The organism is Streptomyces sp. NBRC 110035, from assembly GCF_000829695.1.
Classification (GTDB): domain Bacteria; phylum Actinomycetota; class Actinomycetes; order Streptomycetales; family Streptomycetaceae; genus Streptomyces.
Genome location: NZ_BBNN01000036.1, coordinates 17,214 through 37,025 on the forward strand (window position 1 = coordinate 17,214; position 19,812 = coordinate 37,025).

Annotated in this window: 18 protein-coding genes and 2 pseudogenes; 16 read left to right on the top strand and 4 right to left on the bottom strand. The window is 70.2% G+C overall.

From position 1 onward, the window contains the following. Positions 1-27 precede the first annotated feature (27 nt). The 3 genes and pseudogenes from TU30_RS24540 (at position 28) to TU30_RS24550 (ending at position 2,394) form a co-directional block, all read left to right on the top strand. Positions 28-899: pseudogene (locus TU30_RS24540) on the top strand (carbohydrate ABC transporter permease). Beyond that, the gene (locus tag TU30_RS24545) at positions 896-1,927 is read left to right on the top strand and encodes a LacI family DNA-binding transcriptional regulator (RefSeq protein WP_042173688.1); all 1,032 of its coding nucleotides are present in this window, start codon (positions 896-898) and stop codon (positions 1,925-1,927) included. Before TU30_RS24540 ends, TU30_RS24545 begins: the two are co-directional and overlap by 4 nt. A 77-nt stretch (positions 1,928-2,004) precedes the next feature. Beyond that, positions 2,005-2,394, top strand: a complete 390-nt coding sequence (locus tag TU30_RS24550) for a MarR family winged helix-turn-helix transcriptional regulator (protein WP_042173690.1) — start codon at positions 2,005-2,007, stop codon at positions 2,392-2,394. A 454-nt stretch (positions 2,395-2,848) separates the two neighbouring features. Here the strand turns inward: TU30_RS24550 and TU30_RS24555 are convergent, their stop codons facing one another. Beyond that, entirely contained in the window at positions 2,849-3,250 is a 402-nt protein-coding gene (locus tag TU30_RS24555; protein ID WP_042173692.1) for an SseB family protein, read from the bottom strand. A 231-nt stretch (positions 3,251-3,481) separates the two neighbouring features. Between TU30_RS24555 and TU30_RS24560 the strand changes: the two genes are divergently transcribed. From TU30_RS24560 to TU30_RS24580, 5 genes are all read left to right on the top strand, one after another. Beyond that, positions 3,482-4,933, top strand: coding sequence for a glyceraldehyde-3-phosphate dehydrogenase (locus TU30_RS24560; protein WP_042173695.1), 1,452 nt, complete (start codon positions 3,482-3,484; stop codon positions 4,931-4,933). 310 nt (positions 4,934-5,243) lie between these two features. Then, the gene (locus TU30_RS24565) at positions 5,244-5,849 is read left to right on the top strand and encodes an ATP-binding cassette domain-containing protein (protein WP_042173698.1); all 606 of its coding nucleotides are present in this window, start codon (positions 5,244-5,246) and stop codon (positions 5,847-5,849) included. Continuing rightward, entirely contained in the window at positions 5,846-6,685 is an 840-nt protein-coding gene (locus TU30_RS36590; RefSeq protein WP_042173849.1) for a hypothetical protein, read from the top strand. The genes TU30_RS24565 and TU30_RS36590 overlap by 4 nt, the downstream gene beginning before the upstream one ends. After that, complete coding sequence (gene uppS / locus TU30_RS24575; RefSeq protein ID WP_042173700.1) at positions 6,637-8,436, top strand: polyprenyl diphosphate synthase; 1,800 nt, start codon at positions 6,637-6,639, stop codon at positions 8,434-8,436. Before TU30_RS36590 ends, uppS begins: the two co-directional genes overlap by 49 nt. A gap of 197 nt (positions 8,437-8,633) precedes the next feature. After that, the gene (locus tag TU30_RS24580) at positions 8,634-9,230 is read left to right on the top strand and encodes a hypothetical protein (RefSeq protein WP_052479900.1); all 597 of its coding nucleotides are present in this window, start codon (positions 8,634-8,636) and stop codon (positions 9,228-9,230) included. Between the two features lie 362 nt (positions 9,231-9,592). Here TU30_RS24580 and TU30_RS24585 read toward each other — a convergent pair whose 3' ends face one another. Beyond that, the gene (locus tag TU30_RS24585; protein WP_199816893.1) at positions 9,593-10,345 is read right to left on the bottom strand and encodes a hypothetical protein; all 753 of its coding nucleotides are present in this window, start codon (positions 10,343-10,345) and stop codon (positions 9,593-9,595) included. Positions 10,346-11,195: 850 nt separating this feature from the next. Between TU30_RS24585 and TU30_RS24590 the strand changes: the two genes are divergently transcribed. Next, entirely contained in the window at positions 11,196-12,170 is a 975-nt protein-coding gene (locus TU30_RS24590) for a hypothetical protein (RefSeq protein ID WP_042173702.1), read from the top strand. Between the two features lie 22 nt (positions 12,171-12,192). Here the strand turns inward: TU30_RS24590 and TU30_RS24595 are convergent, their stop codons facing one another. Next, entirely contained in the window at positions 12,193-13,854 is a 1,662-nt protein-coding gene (locus TU30_RS24595) for an FAD-dependent monooxygenase (RefSeq protein ID WP_042173704.1), read from the bottom strand. Between the two features lie 252 nt (positions 13,855-14,106). On the opposite strand from TU30_RS24595, the gene TU30_RS24600 reads away from it, so the two are divergent. The 7 genes from TU30_RS24600 (at position 14,107) to TU30_RS24630 (ending at position 19,446) form a co-directional block, all read left to right on the top strand. Further along, positions 14,107-15,246, top strand: coding sequence for a SchA/CurD-like domain-containing protein (locus tag TU30_RS24600; RefSeq protein WP_370626707.1), 1,140 nt, complete (start codon positions 14,107-14,109; stop codon positions 15,244-15,246). Positions 15,247-15,314: 68 nt separating this feature from the next. Beyond that, positions 15,315-15,797, top strand: a complete 483-nt coding sequence (locus TU30_RS24605) for a cupin domain-containing protein (RefSeq protein ID WP_042173706.1) — start codon at positions 15,315-15,317, stop codon at positions 15,795-15,797. After that, on the top strand, positions 15,794-17,062 hold the full coding sequence (locus TU30_RS24610) for a beta-ketoacyl synthase (protein WP_042173708.1): 1,269 nt from the start codon (positions 15,794-15,796) through the stop codon (positions 17,060-17,062). Before TU30_RS24605 ends, TU30_RS24610 begins: the two co-directional genes overlap by 4 nt. Beyond that, positions 17,059-18,309 (top strand): ketosynthase chain-length factor, encoded by a 1,251-nt coding sequence (locus tag TU30_RS24615; protein ID WP_042173710.1) that lies wholly within the window; start codon positions 17,059-17,061, stop codon positions 18,307-18,309. Before TU30_RS24610 ends, TU30_RS24615 begins: the two co-directional genes overlap by 4 nt. A 27-nt stretch (positions 18,310-18,336) precedes the next feature. Beyond that, positions 18,337-18,597 carry an acyl carrier protein gene (locus TU30_RS24620; RefSeq protein ID WP_042173712.1) on the top strand — a complete coding sequence of 87 codons (261 nt, stop codon included), beginning with the start codon at positions 18,337-18,339 and terminating at the stop codon, positions 18,595-18,597. A 2-nt stretch (positions 18,598-18,599) separates the two neighbouring features. After that, positions 18,600-19,082, top strand: coding sequence for an SRPBCC family protein (locus tag TU30_RS24625; RefSeq protein WP_042173714.1), 483 nt, complete (start codon positions 18,600-18,602; stop codon positions 19,080-19,082). 28 nt (positions 19,083-19,110) lie between these two features. Continuing rightward, positions 19,111-19,446: a TcmI family type II polyketide cyclase gene (locus TU30_RS24630; protein ID WP_042173716.1), complete on the top strand. Its 336-nt coding sequence runs from the start codon at positions 19,111-19,113 to the stop codon at positions 19,444-19,446. Between the two features lie 95 nt (positions 19,447-19,541). On the opposite strand, the pseudogene TU30_RS34550 reads toward TU30_RS24630, so the two are convergent. Continuing rightward, positions 19,542-19,766: pseudogene (locus TU30_RS34550) on the bottom strand (methyltransferase); the annotation flags it as partial. Positions 19,767-19,812 lie beyond the last annotated feature (46 nt).

Below are 19,812 nucleotides of genomic sequence, written 5' to 3' on the forward strand. Positions count from 1 at the left end.
GGCCCTGAACAAGGCCGAGCCCGTGGCGTGGCCGGCACCGCCCCGGGCACCGGCCGGGCTCCGGCAGGGCCCCGCCGGACCGCCCTGATCCCCACCCTGACGCTGCTCCTCGGCGCGCTGTACTGCCTGCTGCCGGTCGCCTGGGTGGTCGTCGCGTCCACCAAGTCCGGCAGTGAGCTGTTTCCACGTTCACGTTCTGGCCCGGCACCGGCTTCACCGGGAACCTCTCCGACCTGAACGCCTACCGTGACGGCGTCTACTGGACGTGGATGGGCAACTCCGCCCTGTACGCCGGCCTCGGCGCCCTGCTGTCGACGTGCGTGTCGGCGGTCAGCGGCTACGCGCTGGGGGTCTACCGCTTCCGGGGCCGCGAGACGCTGTTCAACGTGCTGCTCACGGGTGTGCTGATGCCGCCGGTGATCCTCGCCGTCCCGCAGTACCTGCTGCTCGCCCAGGCGGACCTCACGGACTCCTACCTGTCCGTGCTGCTGCCGCAGATCCTCTCCCCGTACGGCGTCTGCCTCGCGCGGATCTACGCCGCGGCGTCGGTGCCGTCCGACGTGGTGGAGGCCGGGCGGATGGACGGGGCCGGCGAGTGGCGCATCTTCACCCGGGTCGCGCTGCCGATGATGCTGCCCGGACTGGTGACGGTGTTCCTGTTCCAGTTCGTCGCGATCTGGAACAACTTCCTGCTGCCGTACATCATGCTCAGCGACGACGAGAAGTTCCCGATCACGCTCGGTCTGCACACGCTCCTCGAGCAGGGCGCCAACGCTCCGGCGTTGTACACCCTGGTGATCACCGGCGCGTTCCTCGCGGTGTTCCCGCTGGTCGCGCTCTTCCTGGTCGTCCAGAGGTTCTGGAGCCTGGACCTGCTCTCCGGAGCCGTAAAGTCATGACCATGAGCAACACGGGGGGCAGGCGCAGGCCGCCGACGATCCACGACGTGGCGCGCGAGGCCGGTGTCTCGCGCGGCACCGTCTCGCGCGTGCTCAACGGCGGCCACTACGTCAGCCCGTCCGCGGCGGAAGCGGTCAACGCCGCGATCCGCAGGACGGGATACGTGGTGAACCGGCACGCCCGCTCGCTGATCACCGGCCGCTCCGACTCGGTGGGCTTCCTGCTGACGGAGCCCCAGGAGCGGTTCTTCGAGGATCCCAACTTCAACGTCCTGCTGCGTGGCTGCACGCAGGCACTGGCCGCGCACGACATTCCGCTGCTGCTGATGATCGCCGGTACGCAGGCCGAACGGCGGCGCATAGTGCGGTACATCACCGCCGGGCATGTCGACGGGGTGCTGCTGGTCTCCAGCCACTCGGGCGATCCGGTGGCCGAGGAGCTGCGGGCCGCGGGCGTCCCGCTGGTCGCGTGCGGCAAGCCGATCGGGCCGGGTTCCAAGGTGAGCCACGTGGCCGCGGACGACCGGGACGGCGCCCGGGACATGGTGCGCCATCTGCTGTCGCTCGGCCGGCGCAGGGTGGGCATGGTGACCGGCCCGCTGGACACCCCGGGCGGCGTGGAGCGCCTCGCCGGGTACAAGGAGGTGCTCGCCGAGGCCGGTGTCGGGAGCGACGAGCGGCTCATCGTCTCCGGCGACTACAGCAGGGCCAGCGGAGAGGCGGGCGCGGAGAGGCTGCTGGCCGGGGCGCCCGACATGGACGCCGTGTTCGTCGCCTCGGACCTGATGGCGCAGGGCGTGCTGACGGCGCTGCACCGCGCGGGGCGGCGGGTACCGGAGGACGTGGCGGTCGGCGGCTTCGACGACTCCCAGGCCGCGGTCTCCACCAGTCCCGGCCTGACCACGATCCGTCAGCCGTGGGACCGCATCAGCTCCGAGATGGTGCGGGTCCTGCTGGCCCAGGTCGGCGGTGAGGACCCGGCCACGGTGATCCTCCCGACGGAACTGGTGAAGCGCGGGTCGGCCTAGGAACACGCGCCGGGCCCGGGCGCGGCGCGCACCGCCCCAACATTAGTTGAATTTTGGACAAATGTTATCGTTCAACCATGACAGCGGACACGGTCGGCGTCCGGCTCGAGGAGCGGTGGCGGGAGATCCTGGCGGTGCACGCCCGCACCCTCGGCGAGGTCGACCGCGCGCTGCATCCGCACGGTCTCGGGGCATCCGACTTCGAGGTGCTCGACCTGCTCGCGAGCGCGTCGCCCCGGGAGGGCGAGCAGTGCAGGGTGCAGAACCTGGGCGGACGAATCCACCTCAGCCAGAGCGCACTGTCCCGCCTCATCGCCCGGCTGGAAAAGGACGGCCTGGTCGCCCGCAGCGTCTGCGCGGAGGACCGGCGGGGTGTCTACGTCATGCTCACCTCCAAGGGCCGCAACCTGCACGCCGAGGTACTGCCGCTCCAGCGCGCGGCCCTGGCCCGCGCGCTGGGCGAGTAGTCCGCCGCACCGGACGGCCGCGGCACGCCCGGCGGCGCGGCCGGGGCCCGGGGCAGAGGGGTCGCCGCCCGGAGGGCGGCCGCGCGGCGCCATGAGGGCCCCTGCTCGAGCGAAGCCGAGAGCCTGGGGAGGCGCGTACTCCCGCCGTGCCGCCCGGAAGCCCTCGTACCGGGCGCACCCGGGCTTTCGGACGGTGCGGCGGGAGCACATGCCGGGCGCCGCACGGCAGGCGCCGCTCCCGCCACAGGCCCCAGGGGGTGGATGTCCGGCACCTGCACGCGGCGTCACGACGCCCGGCACGCACGCTCGCCGCGTTGCCGAAGCGCCCACGTGGATCCTCCCCCGCTCTCGGCTTCGCCCGAGCGGGGGACCCCCGTCGAGGACGCCCCGACGCCCTGCGATCGCATGTGCCGGGCGCCGCTCCTCCTCCCGCGCTCATGCGTCGGACACACCCTTAGGGACGGGCAAGCAGGGTGCGTACCCCCTCGGACGTCAGCGTGAGGCGGTGTTCCGAGCTGCCGTCGATGGTGAGGGACAGTTCGTCGGCCGGCCACTGCGCGGCCAGCGCCCCGAGCGGCACCAGCCGGTAACGGGAGACGAAGGGCAGCAGCCCCGACATCTCCAGTTCCGAGGTGAACACCGGCACCACCTGGTTGCCGTCCGGCTGCTCCATCACGGGCAGCGCGACCGCGCCGGGCTCGGCGGCCTCGTCGCCCGCGTCGTCGGGCACGGGGATGAGTACGTCACTGTGGGCGAGGGCGTCCAGCGCCGCCGCGTCCCGGGTGTTCTCCGCGAGAGTGTTCAGGGCCCGCTGGGCGGACGTGGGGGCGTTGTTCTCGTGCGCAGGTGTCTCCATGGCAGTTTCCCTCGTAACGGCGGTCGTACGGACCCGTCCCGGACGGGATCGACGGATCGGCAGAACGGCGGATCAGCGGTCGGGCCGGGATCCGCTCCGGGCACGGTCCTGCACGCGTACCCGATCGCGCGGGCGGCAATCCTGCTGGACACCCGCAGGACGGGCACCCCTTCAGACCCCCTGACCGGCATGGTTATCATATGAGCGCCGCCTAGCTCGAAAGATAATCCTGTGACTGTCAACGAAGACTCGTTCACCGACTGGAAACACCGCGAGGAAGTCGCGGAGTCGATGATCCCGATCATCGGGAAGCTGCACCGCGAGCGGGACGTCACCGTCCTGCTGCACAGCCGCTCCCTGGTGAACAAGTCGGTGGTCTCGATCCTCAAGACCCACCGCTTCGCCCGTCAGATCTCGGGCCGGGAGCTGTCGGTCACCGAGACGCTGCCGTTCCTCCGGGCACTCACCGCGCTCGACCTCGGTCCGTCCCAGATCGACCTCGGCCTGCTCGCCGCGACCCACCGCACCGACGGCCGCGGACTGTCGGTGGAGGAGTTCACCGCCGAGGCCGTGGCGGGGGCCACCGGTGCCCACAGGGTCGACCGGCGTGAGCCGCGCGACGTCGTCCTCTACGGCTTCGGCCGTATCGGCCGGCTCCTCGCCCGCCTGCTCATCGAGAAGTCCGGGTCCGGCAACGGCCTGCGGCTGCGCGCCGTCGTGGTCCGCCGGGGCGGCGAGCAGGACATCGTCAAGCGCGCCTCCCTGCTGCGCCGCGACTCCGTGCACGGCCAGTTCCAGGGCACGATCACCGTGGACGAGGCGAACAGCACGATCGTCGCCAACGGCAACACCGTCAAGGTGGTCTACGCCGACGACCCGTCACAGCTGGACTACACGGCGTACGGCATCAAGAACGCCATCCTCATCGACAACACCGGCACGTGGCGCGACCGCGCGGGCCTCTCGCTGCACCTGCGTCCGGGGGTCGACAAGGTGGTGCTGACCGCGCCCGGCAAGGGGGACGTGCCCAACATCGTGCACGGCGTGAACCACGACACCCTCAAGCCCGACGAGCGGATCATCTCCTGCGCGTCCTGCACCACCAACGCGATCGTCCCGCCGCTCAAGGCGATGGCGGACGAGTACGGCGTGCTGCGCGGCCACGTGGAGACCGTCCACTCGTTCACCAACGACCAGAACCTGCTGGACAACTACCACAAGTCCGAGCGCCGCGGCCGCTCCGCGCCGCTGAACATGGTGATCACCGAGACGGGTGCCGCCTCCGCCGTCGCCAAGGCGCTGCCCGGCCTCGATGCGACGATCACCGGCAGCTCGATCCGGGTCCCGGTGCCGGACGTCTCCATCGCGATCCTCAACCTGCAGTTGGGCCGCGAGGCCGGCCGCGGTGAGGTGCTCGAGTACCTCCGCGAGGTGTCGCTCACCTCGCCTCTGAAGCGTCAGATCGACTTCATCAGCGCCCCCGACGCGGTCTCCAGCGACTTCATCGGCTCGCGGCACGCCTCGATCGTCGACGCCGGCGCCCTCAAGGTCGAGGGCGACAACGCGATCCTGTACCTCTGGTACGACAACGAGTTCGGTTACTCCTGCCAGGTCGTCCGGGTCGTCCAGTACGTCTCCGGGGTGGAGTACCCGACCTTCCCGGCTCCGGCTCCGGCTTCCTGACTGTAGGTTCCGCAGTTTCGTGAACACTTCCGCGTGATCATGAGCACCGGTCGGACATTTCCGCGTGATCACGAGCAATGGTGACGCTCAGTGATTTCCACTTGCTGCCTGTTAATGATCTTCCGGCATCGCTGCGCATCCCTCCACATCGTCCCAGTAGGGCCACAGAGCGCCCGAGAAGGGGCCGTCGCAGGCAGGCGTGCGCGACCTCGGCGCCAGGGGCGTGCCCGCTTCCCCTGCCGTCGGGCGTGACCATTACCCGCTTATGGCGTTGTTGGGAACGGAACGGTCTGATCCATGGGGGGCGTTGATGAAGGTGGCAGGTATTCATCATGCCTACGGTGGCCGGGTGGTGTTGCGCGGCGTGGATGTGGAACTGCCGCGGGGTTCACTGGTCGGCATCGTGGGGGAGAACGGTGCGGGGAAGTCCACGCTGCTGAAGGTATTGGCCGGTGAGCTGCGGCCCGATCGGGGGGTGGTGCGGCACGAGGGCCGGTTCGGGTACTGCCCGCAGCAGGTGGTCCTCAATGACGCGTTCACCGTCCGCCAGCACCTTGAGCTGTTCAGGACGGCGTACTCGCTCCGTGACCTGCGCCGGGCCGAGGAGATCATGGAGGTCTTGAGCTTTCGCGAGTACGCGCAGGAACGGGTCGGGGCGCTCAGCGGGGGAACCCGGCAGAAGCTCAACCTGACCCTCGCGTTGATGCACGATCCTGATGTGCTGCTGCTGGACGAGCCCTACCAGGGTTTCGACTGGGAAACCTATGTGCGGTTTTGGGAGCTGGCCGTCCAGCTGCGTACCGCCGGCCAGTCCGTGCTGGTGGTCTCCCACCTCGCCTACGACGTGGACCGGCTGGACGTCTTGTGGCGCCTGGAGGAAGGCGTGCTGTGCGCTGGGGCGGGGGTGGTGTCGTGAGCCCCTCCCTGGCGCGGTTTGTCATCGCGACGCGGTTCACGCTGATCGAGCATGTGCGCAACCAGTTCGCCGTGGCGCTGGTGTTCCTTTTCGTTCCCCTGTGGATCTCGCTCGGACAGTTCATGATCGTGGACGTGGGGGTGTCGTTCAGGCTCTGGGCCACCGGCGAGATCCTCGTCGCCCGCGGCAACGAGCTCACTCAGATCAGCGGCGCTTTGAACGCGGTGACGCTGATCGTCGGGTTCGCGATGTTCTCGGCCACCTTCAGCTCGGGAACCTTCGACCGGCGTCTGGCCATGGCCGGCTACCCCCGCCTCCAGCTGCTGCTGGCGAAGGTCGCCTCCCTCGTTCTGGTCTCGGCCGTCGTCAGTCTTCATGCCACAGCGGTCATGTGGGCGTACTGGTCGCCCCGCCAGCCCGTGCTGCTGGCCGCTTCGCTGTTCAGCGCGGCCATGACCTACGGAGCCGTGGGCGTCGCCCTGGGCACGGTGGTGCGCCGCGAGCTGGAGGGCATCTTCCTCGTCGTGATGATCAGCGTCATCGACCTCGCGCTGCAGAACCCCATCGCCAGCAAAGGAGCCGACACCGCCTTGGTGCGTCTGCTGCCCTCCTACGGCGCCATGCAGTCCGCCTCCGCCGCCGGCTTCTCCCACTCCGTTCTCCTGAGCTGTCTGGGCGTGCAGCTGGTCTGGTTCGCCGGTGCGGCCCTCCTCAGCCTGCTCGCCTTCCGTCGGCGCACCCGGTCCGCGGTGACCGGCCAGGCCCCGTCCTCCATCCAAGGAGCACCGTGTTCGCTGCCGACTGCGCGCAGGCCGAAATCCACGACCCGCAGCTGAAAGCCGCGTACAAGGCGTGCCACGATCATCTGCGGTCCACCAGCGCCGAGGAGTTCTGGTGCCTGCAGCTGATGCCCCCTGCCCTGCGTCCGGCATGCTGGGCCCTTTTCGCCGCGCATTCCCTTGCCGATGACCTGGCCGACAGCACCGAGGGCGACGGTTCTCAGCGGCTGCGGGCATGGCGCGAAGCCCTGGACACCGACCTGCGGCTGGGCACCAGCCAAGACCCGGTGCGCCAGGCGCTGGTGCACACCATGTGGTGCTGGAACCTGAAGACCGACGCCTTCGACGTCACCTTCACGGCCCTTGAGAAAGACGCCCTGCGGACCGCTCCCGCCGCGGCGACCTGGCAGCAATGGCGGACCCGCAGCAAGGACACCAACGTGCCCTTCCTGCTGCTGTGCCTGACGATGCTGCGACACGCCGGCCTCGACATCCCCCTCCACCTCACCCGCCTGGACGCCTACCAGCGGCTGTCCGACGGCCTGTTCCTCACCGACTCACTGACCGACCTCGCCGACGACCTCAGCCGCGGCGACATCACCCTTCCCGCAGAAGAACTGCACCGCTTCGGCACCTGTGAGACAGACCTCCTCCAACGCCGCTGGACCCCCGCCGTCCAGGCACTGATCAGCCACCTCCTGGACACCGCCCATACCTGGCTGGACCAACCGCGACTGTGGACCGGTCTGCCGCCCGGCCCTGCCGTCGTCCTGCGCACAGGCTGCACTCTCTACCGCGCCCGCCTGCACGCCGCCGAAAAGGCCGGACCCGCACTGTTGCAACATGCCGCCCGCCCGGCCCTGGCCGCCCGCCTGCGCGTCACCGGCCCCGGCCGGCTCCTCGCAGCCACCACCTGGCGCCTCTTTCCCCTCCCCGAACTACGCACCGCGCCCCCGCCGACCCGCCCGGTGCTTCCCGCTCCCCGGGTCGCTTCCCCCGAGCTCCTGCAACCACCCGAACCGCACGCCGGTGGGGCCCGCCCGCCAGCTCTCCCGGCCGAGCGCATGCCGCGGCATGTCGCGATCATCATGGACGGCAACGGCCGCTGGGCCACCGCACGCGGCCTCCCACGCAACGACGGTCACAAGGCCGGAGGGAAGGCACTCGTCGACGTCGTCCACGGCGCCGCGGAGATCGGGCTCCCTCACCTGACCGTGTACCTGCTGTCCACCGAGAACTTGGAGAAGCGCCCTCCGCAGGAGATCGACAAGCTGCTGACGTTCGCACGGGAACAGCTGGAGTCCGGAGACTTCCTGCGCTACGACGTACGGATCCGCTGGGCCGGGCTCCCCGACGGCCTGCCCCGCGACTTCGTCGACCTCCTGCGCACCAACGAAATGGCCACCGAAGATCGCACCGGTCTCACTCTGACGTTCTGCCTCAACTATGGCGGTCGCAGCGAACTCACCCAGGCCGCCGACTCCCTGGCCGGCGCCGCACGCACCGGACAGCTCGAGGGCACCAGGGTGTCGGAACACCTGCTTCGCTCCCATCTGCCCCTGGGTGACCTGCCCGACGTCGACCTTCTATGGCGCACCGGCGGCGAACAGCGCATCTCCAACTTCCTGCCCTGGCACACCGCCTACGCCGAACTCCTTTTCACCGACAAACTCTGGCCGGACATCGACCGCCGCGACCTGTGGGAGGCCGTGACCGAATACACCCATCGCCACCGCCGCTACGGCGCGGCCCCCGCCTCACAGCCTGTAGTCCCCGCTCAAGAGATGCGCCTTGGCACAAGCGGCTGACAGACCACAGAGGCTTACCCACCACCACCCGCGCCGCCATCGCCGGGCGGCGGTGCGACAGGGACGGCCCCGGACGAACGCCCATTCGCCAGGTGATCTCTCGTGTCCTGCGAAGCTCCGCAGAAGTTCTCCGAACGGGCAGCGGTCTGCTTCAAGCCGATGCCTCCCCAGCCGTACTCACAAAGGAGCCTGCCGCCATGAAACCCAGCCGCCGTACCTTCAAGCCCTTCCTCCTCACTGCCGGCGTGGTCTCGACGGCTGCCCTCGGCGTGTCCTTCCTCAGCATGACCAGCCAGGCGCAGACCCCGCCCGAGCACGCCGTGGACGCCTCGCAGCTGACTGCCGCCTCCCGCCTGCAGGCAGCCCCGCTGCCGCCCGCCTGCCAGGAAGCGATCTTCAAGACCACGGAGAAGTTCCCCACCACCCGCTACACCGTTCCCGACGAACCGTGGAACGCCGCCCTGAACGCCGTGGCCAATCTGAGCGAGGAAGACCAGGCCCTGCTCACCGAGTCCGCGTGCGCGACCTGGAACACGTGGGCCGTCCTCAACGGCGCCGCTGTGGCAACCGAGCTCGACAACCGCTACCGCAACGCCGCCGCTCCGGCATGCAACAAGTGGGCCGTCGCCACCCTCGCGACGATCAAGAACCACGCCTCGGAGGTCCCCGCTGAGTACAAGCCGCAGGAAGAAGCGGCCAAGAGGATCTGGAAGGAAGTCATGACCAAGCTCTCTACAACAGCCGCCGACCCCGCCTGTCGCACGGCCTACACCAAAGCCCAGACAGGCTGGTAGACACCCCCTCCACCGGCGGCATCCACAGCATGTGAGACAGCAGCCCGGGAAGCAGAACGCCTGGCTGGGCAGCCAATCGGGCGTTCTGCTGAACGTGCATTCCGCAATTTGACGTGCTTCCTACAGCCCTGGAACCAGGGCCCACTACCTACAGCAACTTCCGTTCGAAGGGCGGCTGGCGATCCTGTTCGTGATCACCGAGAGCACGCGCTGATCACCAGGCGCGGAGCCCGGTGTTTACGCAGGAGCCAGTGCTCATGAAGCCGCACTACGTACACGCGGTGTAGTTTCCGCGATTCCGTGGACACTTCCGCGTGATCATGGGCAGGGGTAGCACTCGGTAGTCGTCAGTTGTCGCCCGGTTAGTACTCCAGCCGTAGATCTTGATCTTGCTGGAGTACCAGGAAGTGCTCCCGCCCCTCGGCGATGTGCTCGGCCTTCTTGCTCCGCCATGCGGCGAGCGCCTGCTCCCGGTCCTGCCTCGACAGCGGCTTCGGATTGCCGAAGACGCTCGACGGCAATGTCAACAGCGCCGAGCTGCGAGTGCTTTCATCCGGCGTCGGCTGCTTGCTGAACTGCTCTTCCTCATAGCAGCGCAAGCTCTCCAGGGCCTCGTCCACACGGTCGACCCGGCAGATCGGACCGAGCACTTGTACCTCAAGGTCAATCGGTGGCCTCCCACCCCGGCGGACGCGCTCGACGAGGGCGAGGACCTCTCCGGAGCGTGCAGGCCACGTGTTGCTGGTGCCTCGAACATAGATCGCGCCGTCTTCAAGGCTGTCGCGGCGGTCGTCATTCTGATAACTCTTGTGACACGGGAAGATCCTCTGGCCATCCTCCGGCGGCTGGGCGATGACGAAGAGAACCTCGTGATCGGAGTCGATGCCGATCCTGCCGAACTCGAAGGCCGGGAACCGGGACCCGAGGTAGGGGCGGAGCCGGTCCTCAAGCTCGTGTGGTTCGGTTCCACGCGGCACTCCGGGAGCACTGTTCTTCTGTACGCCGATGACCAGGACCGCGTACCCGTGGAAGTGTCGGGCCGCCTCCCCCGGACGCCGGTTCGCTGCGCCCAGAAGAAACTTTGCGATCTTGGCCGCAGTCGCCTTGCTGTTCATGTCGAGAGAGCTCTTGACCTCGAGGTAGGTCGTCTCAGCCTCATCGCCAACAGCGACTACGTGCCCAAGAATGCCCCGCAGGGCGCGCTCACCAAGCGGTGATGACGCTGGTATCGAGCGCGGAGTTCCCGGCGTCCGAGTCGTCTGAAGGCGAGAGATCCTGCATGGGCCGATTCTGCCATTCACGACCGCCGGGCGGGATCGAACATCCGCCTTCGAGAAGCCTGGGCCGCGGTCACGGCGCAACACAGCCGACGATCGCCGGTTACCCCAACCGGCGATCCTCGTGACACTTGAAGCTCCCCTTCCCCCAGAACTCCAGCAGTCCGCCATGCACGCGATCTGCTGGCCGCCACGTCGGAGGGGCCATTTCTCAGCCCCAAACACACCCGCGCGCCCGGGTAAGCAGGACAGCGATCACTACCCAGCGTTACCGCGCAAACGCGCCCACAGGGGGCTTTTGCCCATGATCCGACGACGGCGTCCACAGCCGATAGTGCTCACCCATACCAACACCCCAGGTCAGAGGCTCGCGAGTGCCCACCGAAATGCGCAACCCACACTGACCGGCCGGGCACGGGCGAAGACGGGCGGGCGGGCAGGCAGGCAGGCAGGCAGGCAGAAGGACGTACCGCCGGAAGACACGCGCAGGGCACGGCGGGGCGGGGCCGGCGAGCAGTCCGGCCCCGCCCCGCCGCTCTGCACCGGCTTCTTCAACTACCGACAAATAAAGGCCCGTTCAGGTTCCAAGCGCCGATACGGTGACGAAACCTCGTCCCGCCCAGGTCCGGATCGGTAACGATCGGCCCGTACCGGTTGCCCACCCCGGCACAGTTCCTAGTCTGCGGACATGGCGCTCTTCAGTAGTCGTACCGGTAAACGTCCCCGTATCGTCCCCGCCCTCGACGACGACGCCCTCGCGCGCGTCCTCCGGCAGGTGAGCAAGCGCGGTGGAGGCGTCAGGCCGACGGAGGTGACTCTCGTCGCGGGGTTCCTGGAGGAGACCGGGGACAACTGGGACCGGCGCAGCCATCGGGTGTCCGTGCTGGCCGGGGAGACGGCCGAATCGGGGTCCGACCTGGCCTCGGCCTGGCTGGCCAGGTCGCCGAAGAATCCCGACGCCCTGGTCTTCCACTCGTGGGTCGGCCTGATGCGCGGTCTGCGGGACAGACACCTGGAGGACGCGGGACAGCTGGTGACCCAGTGCCATCGGGCCGCGGAGCTGAGTCCGGCGGATCCGCTGCCCTGGGTGGTCCTGCTCGGCATGGCCCGCGTCGAGCGGTACCCGCAGAGCGAGGTCAACGCCATCTGGCGGGAGGCCACCGGGCGCGACCGCTGGCACCGCGAGGCATATCTGCAGATGCTCGCCCATCTGTCGCCGGAGGAGGGGGGTTCGAGCGCGGCCGTCCTGGACTTCATCGATGTGGTGCGCACCCGGATACCGGCCAACGCGCCGTGCGCCGCGATCGAACTGACCGCGGCCGTCCGGCAGTACCAGGGGCTGGTGGCACAGGGCGGTGTCCGGGCCATGACGGCCGGTCAGCTGTGGGACGGCGGGCAGATCGCGGCCTCGCTGGAGCAGGCCGCCTCCCTCTGGGCGAAGCCGGGATTCTTCCAGCACGCGGCGGCCCAGGCGGACCTGAACGTCCTGGCGTACGCGCTGTGCGCGGCCGGCCGGGCCGTCGACGCGCACCATGTCTTCGAGGCGCTCCAGGGCACGGTGACGCCGTGGCCGTGGAACGACGACGGGCCCGCGGTCCAGCGGTTCGAACAGCACAAGGCCAAGGCGGAGCGGGGACGGCAGGGCGGCGTCAGAGGAGCCTGACGCCGCCTCACCGCGCGCACCGTCAGTCCCGCTCCCGGGCCAGGATGTCCGTGACGGCCTTCCGCAGCGCCGTCGCGGGGTCCGCCGCGGCCCTTTCGGAGCGCCACGCCACGAACCCGTCGGGGCGGACCAGGACCGCGCCGTCCCCGGTGACGCCGTGGGCCCGGGCCCAGTCGACGCCGTCGTCCGGCCTCAGGTCCGCGGCGGGGCCGGTACCGATCCGGTAGGCGTCGAGCGGCACCCGCAACTGCTGTGCCGTCTGTGCCGCCGCGGTGTGCCAGTCCCCGTCGCCCGACTCGCCGGTCAGCAGCACCAGGGACCGCTCGTACAGGTCGAGGGTGGAGATGCGGACGCCGTCGCGGTCCAGCCACAGGTGGGGGGCCCGGGTGCCCGGCTCCCCCGTCAGCTGCAGTCCCTCCGGGACGACCGGCGCCGCCGGGTCGCCGCCGACGACCGCGCCCTGCGGATAGCGGTAGCCCAGCGCCACGTTGAGGATTCCACCCTTGGGGCCCTTGCTGCCGGCACCCGCCGCGGGCGTGTAGCCGGGGTGGCTGTGCTCGACCGAGCGGTTCGAGGCACGGGCGCTGGTCGCCTCCGCGACCGGCCGGCGCTCGGCCTCGTAGGACTCCAGCAGTCGGGGACCCGCCCAGCCGGCGTGGACGGCGGCCAGCTTCCAGGCGAGGTTGTGCGCGTCCTGGATGCCGGTGTTGGAACCGAACGCCCCGGTGGGCGACATCTCGTGGGCCGAGTCGCCGGCGAGGAACACCCGGCGGTCGGTGTACCGGTCGGCGACCCGCTCGGCGGCGTGCCAGGCGGCCCGGCCGGTGATCTTGACGTCGAGGTCGGGCACGCCGACCGCCCGCCGGATGTGGGCGATGCACCGCTCGTCGGTGAACTCCTCGAGCGTTTCGCCGTCTTCGGGGTGCCAGGGGGCGTGGAACACCCAGTTCTCGGTGTTGTCCACGGGCAGCAGTGCCCCGTCGGCCTCCGGGTTCGTCAGGTAGCAGACGATGAACCGCCGGTCGCCGACGACGCCCGCGAGGTCACGGGAGGAGAAGGTGACGCTCACGTTGTGGAAGAGGTCTCCCGGACCGCTCTGCCGGATACCGAGCCGCTCCCGTACGGGGCTGCGCGGGCCGTCCGCGGCGACCAGGTAGTCCGCGCGGATGGTGGTGTGCTCGCCGGTCTCCCGGCTCTTGACCCGCGCCGTCACCCCGTCGTCGTCCTGGTCGAACGACATCAGCTCGGTCGCGAAGCGCAGATCGCCGCCGAGTTCGCGGGCGTGGGCCAGCAGCACCGGTTCGAGGTCGTTCTGGCTGCACTGGCACCACCCGCCGGGGCTGAACCGGGCCAGTCCGCCTCCGGGGTCGATCTCCTTGAACAGCCACTCGCCGTCGCCGTCCGCCAGGCTCGGCGTCTGCATGATGCCGTGGTTGTCCGCGAGGACCGACGCGACCTCCCTGATCTGCCGCTCCACTCCGGCCACCCGGAACAGCTCCATGGTGCGCACGTTGTTGCCGCGCCCGCGCGGGTGGATCGACGTGCCCGTGTGACGTTCGACGAGCATGTGGGGCACGCCCAGACGCCCCAGGAACACGGACAGGGACAGGCCCACGAGGGAGCCTCCGACGATGAGAACGGGCGTGTGGTGGCCGGTCTCGCCGGCCTCTTGCGATCGGTTCATTGAAGTGCCTCCAGCGTCGCCCTCGACGGGCGGTGGAACAGGACGCGGCATTCATGCCCGGTACGGGTCGGTTCGTGTCCCGGCGGCACCCGGTTGACGCGTGGTTCACCCACCTGCCCCGTGTGTCTCGCGCACCTCGCGGGGCGCGTCGACGATCGGTTCAGGGCGAGCCCGGCCGTTTCGGCGACGGGGCCGTTTCCGCCCCCCCCCCCACTGAAGAGCCTTTCGTGAAGAAGAGGAGAGGTGCGCCGGATGACCACGACGGAACGCACGACGGGACCCATGGCGGGACGCATAGCGCAGTCGGCGTTCGACGGCTCCAGGCTGCGGGTGATCCTGCTGCTCGACCTGTACGACGGGGCCCAGGAGCAGTTCCTCGAGGCTTACGAGCACATGAGCAGCAAGGTCGCGTCCATCCCCGGCCACATCCAGGACCAGCTCTGCCAGTCGATCGAGAACCCCTCGCAGTGGCTCATCACCAGCGAGTGGGAGAGCGCGCTTCCGTTCCTCGCCTGGGTGAACAGCGAGGAGCACATCGAGATCGTCCGCCCGATGCACAGCTGCGTCCGTGACACCCGCTCCATGCGCTACAGCGTCCTGCGCGAGACGGAGCCGGACACCGAGCGCAAGGCGCGGTCCGGTCTGCAGGCGCAGGTGCACGTGGGCGACGGGGTGGCCCGCCACGCGCTCACCTTCACCGTCAAGCCGGGCAGTGAGTCCAAGGTCGCGGAGCACCTGGCCGGGTACTCCTCCCCCCAGGCCCAGCTGGACGGGAACACGCGGCTGCGCCGCACCTCCGTGTTCATGCACGGCAACCGCGTGGTGCGGGCCGTGGAGGTCGAGGGCGACCTGCCGGCGGCGCTGCGCCACGTGGCCGCTCAGCCCGGGATCCGGGCGGTCGAGGAGGCCATAGACCCCCACCTGCAACAGGAGCGGGATCTGTCCGATCCCGGCTCCGCGCGGGTGTTCTTCACACGGGCCGCGCTCCCCTCCGTGCACCACGTCCGTGCGGACGGCCCCGAGCCCGCCGGCCTGCGGCGGCACGCCCTGTACTACCCGGCCGTCGAGGGCCGGGGCACGGAGCTGGCCCGGTTCCTCTCCCATCAGGACGAGGCCGCGACCGGCGCCCCGGACAGCCCGGTCTTCACGAGCACCGTCTTCCAGCGCGACGACATCGTGGTCCGCATGATCGACGTCGCCGGCGACCTCGACGTCGACCCCGAATGGGCCCTGGGCGTCAAGGGCGCGGGGAAGGCGGCGGAGCTGGAGCGGCTCCTGGACGGCGCGGCGGTCGGAGTCGACGCCCCGCTGAACTCGGAGCGCAACCTCAACCGGCTGCTGTCGCACGCCGACATGCTGCCCATCACCGACCGCAGCGCGGTGGATTCCTGACGGCACACCGTGGTGACGTCCGTGGCCGGCCCGCCCGGACGTCCCCGCCCCACCCGGAGGTACCAACCATGTCCCAACAGCATCCACGCATCGTGGACCTGAGCGAGACGGAACCCAACAGAAGGCGTGGAGGCGATCTCAGGACCCTCCTCACCCCGGCCACGGTGGGTTCCACCAGTGGCTTCATGGGTCTGGCCGTCATCCAGCCCGGTGAGCGCATCGGCGAGCACTACCACCCGTACTCCGAGGAGTTCGTGTACGTCGTCAGCGGCGCGCTCGAGGTCGACCTGGACGGGGAGGCGTTCGCGCTGCGGGCCGAGCAGGGTCTGATGATCCCGATCGACATGCGGCACCGCTTCCGCAACGTCTCCGACGCCGAGGCCCGCATGGTCTTCCACCTGGGCCCGCTCGCCCCGCACCCGAGCCTCGGGCACGTCGACACCGAGGAGAACGCCGGCTCCGAGACCGGCCCTCAGCTGACCGTGGGCGGTCCGGTCACGTCCGGGACCGGGCAGGGCCGGCCGGCCGGACGCAGTGAGGCCATAAAGTGACCCGGCGGGTGGCCGTCACCGGTATCGGGGTGGTCGCTCCGGGCGGCACCGGGGCGACGGCGTTCTGGGACCTTCTGTCGGCCGGCCGCACCGCGACCCGCGGCATCACTCTGTTCGACCCGAGCGGGCTGCGCTCGCGGATAGCGGCCGAGTGCGACTTCGACCCGTTCGGCCACGGTCTCGAGCCGGACCTGTGCCAGCACGCCGACCGGTACATCCAGTTCGCCGTGGTCGCCGCCGGCGAGGCGGTCCGCGACTCCGGGCTCGCCCCGGAGGGCGACGACGCCTGGCGCACCGCGGTGTCACTGGGCAGCGCGGTCGGCGGCACCACCCGGCTGGAGCACGACTACGTCCAGGTCAGCGAGCACGGCTCGCGCTGGGACGTGGACCACCGGGCCGCCGACCCGAAACTGCACCTGGCGTTCCAGCCGAGCACGCTCGCCGCGGTCGTCGCCGAGCGTTTCGGTGCGCGGGGACCGGTGCAGACAGTCTCCACCGGCTGCACCTCGGGGCTGGACGCGGTCGGGTACGGCTTCCACACCATCGCCGAGGGCCGGGCCGACGTCTGCATCGCCGGGGCCTCCGACTCTCCGATCTCGCCGATCACGATGGCGTGCTTCGACGCCATCAAGGCGACGTCGCCGAACAACGACGACCCGGAGCACGCCTCCCGCCCCTTCGACGCGCACCGCGACGGGTTCGTGATGGGCGAGGGCGCGGCGGTCCTGGTCCTCGAGGAGTACGAGCACGCGCGGGCCCGTGGCGCGCGGATCCACTGCGAGATCGGCGGTTACGCCACGTACGGCAACGCCTACCACATGACCGGTCTGACCACCGAGGGCCTGGAGATGGCGCGGGCCATCGACAGCACCCTCGACCAGGCCCGTCTCGATCCCACACTGATCGACTACGTCAACGCGCACGGCTCCGGCACCCGGCAGAACGACCGGCACGAGACGGCCGCGGTGAAGCGGTCCCTCGGGGCCCACGCCTACGACACGCCCATGAGCTCCATCAAGTCGATGGTGGGGCACTCGCTGGGCGCGATCGGTGCGATCGAGGTGGTGGCCTGCGTGCTCGCCCTGCGGCACCAGGCCGTACCGCCGACGGCGAACTACGAGACCCCCGACCCCGAGTGCGACCTGGACTACGTGCCGCGCACCGCCCGCCCCCGGAAGCTGAGGAACGTGCTCTCCGTCGGCAGCGGCTTCGGCGGCTTCCAGTCCGCGGTACTGCTGACCGGGCCGGGTGGGAGGACACCATGAGCAGCACTCGGCAACCCCGCCGCGCGGCCGTCACCGGCATCGGTGTGATCGCACCCAACGGGCAGCGGACCGACGCCTACTGGAAGTCCGTCAGCGAAGGCATCGGCGTGCTGGACCGCATCACCCGTGAGGGCTGCGGGCACCTGCCGCTGCGGGTGGCGGGCGAGGTCCGCTCCTTCGACGCGGCGGCCCTCATCGAGGACCGGTTCCTGGTCCAGACCGACCGGTTCAGCCATTTCGCGATGGCGGCTGCCGCCCTCGCCCTCGACGACGCCGGGCTCGGCAGCGGTGATCCCGCGGAGCCGTTCTCCGTCGGCGTGGTCACCGCGGCCGGCTCCGGCGGCGGTGAGTTCGGGCAGCGTGAGCTGCAGAAGCTGTGGGGGCAGGGCCCCCGGTTCGTCGGCCCGTACCAGTCCATCGCCTGGTTCTACGCCGCGAGCACCGGACAGATCTCCATCCGCAGCGGTTTCAAGGGCCCGTGCGGTGTGGTGGCGAGCGACGAGGCCGGCGGCCTCGACTCGCTCGCGCACGCCGCCGGGGCGGTCCGGCGCGGCACCGACACGATGGTCGTCGGGGCCGCGGAGGCCCCACTGGCCCCGTACTCGATGGTCTGCCAGCTCGGCTACCCCGAGATCAGCACCGTCGAGGACCCGGACCTCGCCTACCGCCCCTTCACCGCGAAGGCCTGCGGGTTCGTGCCCGCCGAGGGCGGTGCGCTGCTCGTCGTCGAGGACGAGAACCGGGCCCGCGGGCGGGGGGTACCGGTGCGGGCCACCCTCGCCGGCCATGCCGCCACCTTCACCGGCGCCTCCCGGTGGGAGGAGTCGCGGGAGGGCCTGGCCCGCGCGATCCGCGGCGCCCTCGACGAGGCGGGCGCCGCGCCGGAGGACATCGACGTGGTGTTCGCCGACGCGATGGGCGTACCGGAGGCGGACCGCGCCGAGGCGCTGGCGATCGCCGACGCGCTGGGCGCGCACGGCAGGCGGGTACCCGTCACTGCGCCGAAGACCGGTTTCGGACGGGCCCACTGCGCGGCGCCCGTGCTGGACACGGTGGCCGCGGTGCTCGCCATGGAACACGGCCAGGTGCCGCCCACGCCCAACGTGTTCGACATCTGCCACGACCTCGACCTGGTGATGGCGCGTGCTCGGCCCGCCGAGCTGCGCACGGCCCTCGTCCTCAGCAGGGGACTCATGGGCTCCAACGCGGCGCTGGTCGTGCGCCGCGGCGGCGAATCCGCCCGGTAGGTCCGGGCGCGGAAGGAGCAGACACTCATGATCACCACCGAAGTGACCGTCGACGAACTGGCCGTCCTGATGAAGAAGGCCGCCGGCATCACCGTCGACCCGCAGGAGCTGAAGCAGGCCGCGGAGTCCCCCTTCGACAGTTTCGGCCTCGACTCGCTCGGCCTGCTCGGCATCGTCGGTGAGCTGGAGAACCGTTACGGCCTCTCCCTTCCTCCCGACTCGGAGCGCTGCAGGTCGCCCCGGGAGTTCCTGGACCTCGTCAACAGCACCCTCAAGGCTGGAGCCTGAAAGTGGCAGGACACACCGAGAACAGCATCACCGTCGACGCTCCCTTCGACCTCGTCTGGGAGATGACCAACGACCTCGAGAACTGGCCGAACCTGTTCAGCGAGTACGCGTCGGTCGAGGTGCTCTCCCGCGAGGGGGACACCACGACGTTCCGGCTGACCATGCACCCGGACGACAACGGGAAGGTGTGGAGCTGGGTCTCCGAGCGCACCCCCGACCGGGCCCGCCGGACCGTGCGCGCCCGCCGTGTCGAGACGGGCCCGTTCGCCCACATGGACATCCTGTGGGAGTACGAACAGCTGCCGGACGGCGTCCGGATGAACTGGACGCAGGACTTCGCAATGAAGCCCGACGCGCCGGTCGACGACGCCTGGATGACGGACAACATCAACCGCAACTCGCGTACGCAGATGGCGCTCATCCGGGACCGGATCGAGCAGGCCGCCGGCGAGCGCAGGGGCACCGCGTCCGTCACCTCCGGCTGACCGCCGACCGATCCGGAAAGGACCGTCGATGCACCACGCACTCATCGTGGCCCGTATGGCGCCCGATTCGGCCTCGCAGATCGCCGAGGTGTTCGCCGCCTCCGACCGGGGCGAACTCCCCGGCCTGATCGGGGTGAACAGGCGCCGGCTCTTCCAGTTCGGCGACGACGTGTATCTGCACCTCATCGAGTCCGAGCGGGACCCGGCGCCCGCCATCGCGAAGGTGGCCGGGCACCCCGAGTTCCGCGGCATCAGCGAACGGCTGGAGGCCTACGTCAGTCCGTACGACCCCCAGACCTGGCGCGGCCCCAAGGACGCCATGGCGCAGTGCTTCTACCACTGGGAGCGCGGCGCCGGCTCCTGAGCACCGGCCCGGAACACCCCCGGGGCCGCCGGTCCCGCGTATGTCGCGGAGCCGGCGGCCCCGGGGGGGTGGCCCCGGCCGGTGCGGTACGGATCAGCCGGGGCGGCGCACTCGACGGCGTGCGGGCAGGCGTCGACCGGCCGGACCTCGCCGATGACCGGGCCCGCGTCGGTCGGCCGGTCGGTCATGCTCCGCCGGGCGTGCCCGGCACCGCCGACGTCGAGGAGCAGCAGGCCCGTGGCCGTGGTGAACCGCATCGAGGGGGTGTGGTCGACGAGGTTCTCGATGACGACGACGCGCGCTCCGGGCCGCGCGGCGGAAGCCGGGGCGACTGTCGTCATCCGTCGCCCCGCTTCTTCCGTCGTG

What these genes read in the sequence shown, in the direction of transcription:
- TU30_RS24600 (WP_370626707.1), top strand. Translation starts at nt 14,107, where the DNA reads ATGACCACGACGGAACGCACGACGGGACCCATGGCGGGACGCATAGCG.
- TU30_RS24550 (WP_042173690.1), top strand. Translation starts at nt 2,005, where the DNA reads ATGACAGCGGACACGGTCGGCGTCCGGCTCGAGGAGCGGTGGCGGGAG.
- TU30_RS24620 (WP_042173712.1), top strand. Translation starts at nt 18,337, where the DNA reads ATGATCACCACCGAAGTGACCGTCGACGAACTGGCCGTCCTGATGAAG.
- TU30_RS24585 (WP_199816893.1), bottom strand. Translation starts at nt 10,345, where the DNA reads ATGAACAGCAAGGCGACTGCGGCCAAGATCGCAAAGTTTCTTCTGGGC.
- TU30_RS24590 (WP_042173702.1), top strand. Translation starts at nt 11,196, where the DNA reads ATGGCGCTCTTCAGTAGTCGTACCGGTAAACGTCCCCGTATCGTCCCC.
- TU30_RS24545 (WP_042173688.1), top strand. Translation starts at nt 896, where the DNA reads ATGACCATGAGCAACACGGGGGGCAGGCGCAGGCCGCCGACGATCCAC.
- TU30_RS24605 (WP_042173706.1), top strand. Translation starts at nt 15,315, where the DNA reads ATGTCCCAACAGCATCCACGCATCGTGGACCTGAGCGAGACGGAACCC.
- TU30_RS24595 (WP_042173704.1), bottom strand. Translation starts at nt 13,854, where the DNA reads ATGAACCGATCGCAAGAGGCCGGCGAGACCGGCCACCACACGCCCGTT.
- TU30_RS24555 (WP_042173692.1), bottom strand. Translation starts at nt 3,250, where the DNA reads ATGGAGACACCTGCGCACGAGAACAACGCCCCCACGTCCGCCCAGCGG.
- TU30_RS24630 (WP_042173716.1), top strand. Translation starts at nt 19,111, where the DNA reads ATGCACCACGCACTCATCGTGGCCCGTATGGCGCCCGATTCGGCCTCG.
- TU30_RS24580 (WP_052479900.1), top strand. Translation starts at nt 8,634, where the DNA reads ATGAAACCCAGCCGCCGTACCTTCAAGCCCTTCCTCCTCACTGCCGGC.
- TU30_RS24615 (WP_042173710.1), top strand. Translation starts at nt 17,059, where the DNA reads ATGAGCAGCACTCGGCAACCCCGCCGCGCGGCCGTCACCGGCATCGGT.
- TU30_RS24565 (WP_042173698.1), top strand. Translation starts at nt 5,244, where the DNA reads ATGAAGGTGGCAGGTATTCATCATGCCTACGGTGGCCGGGTGGTGTTG.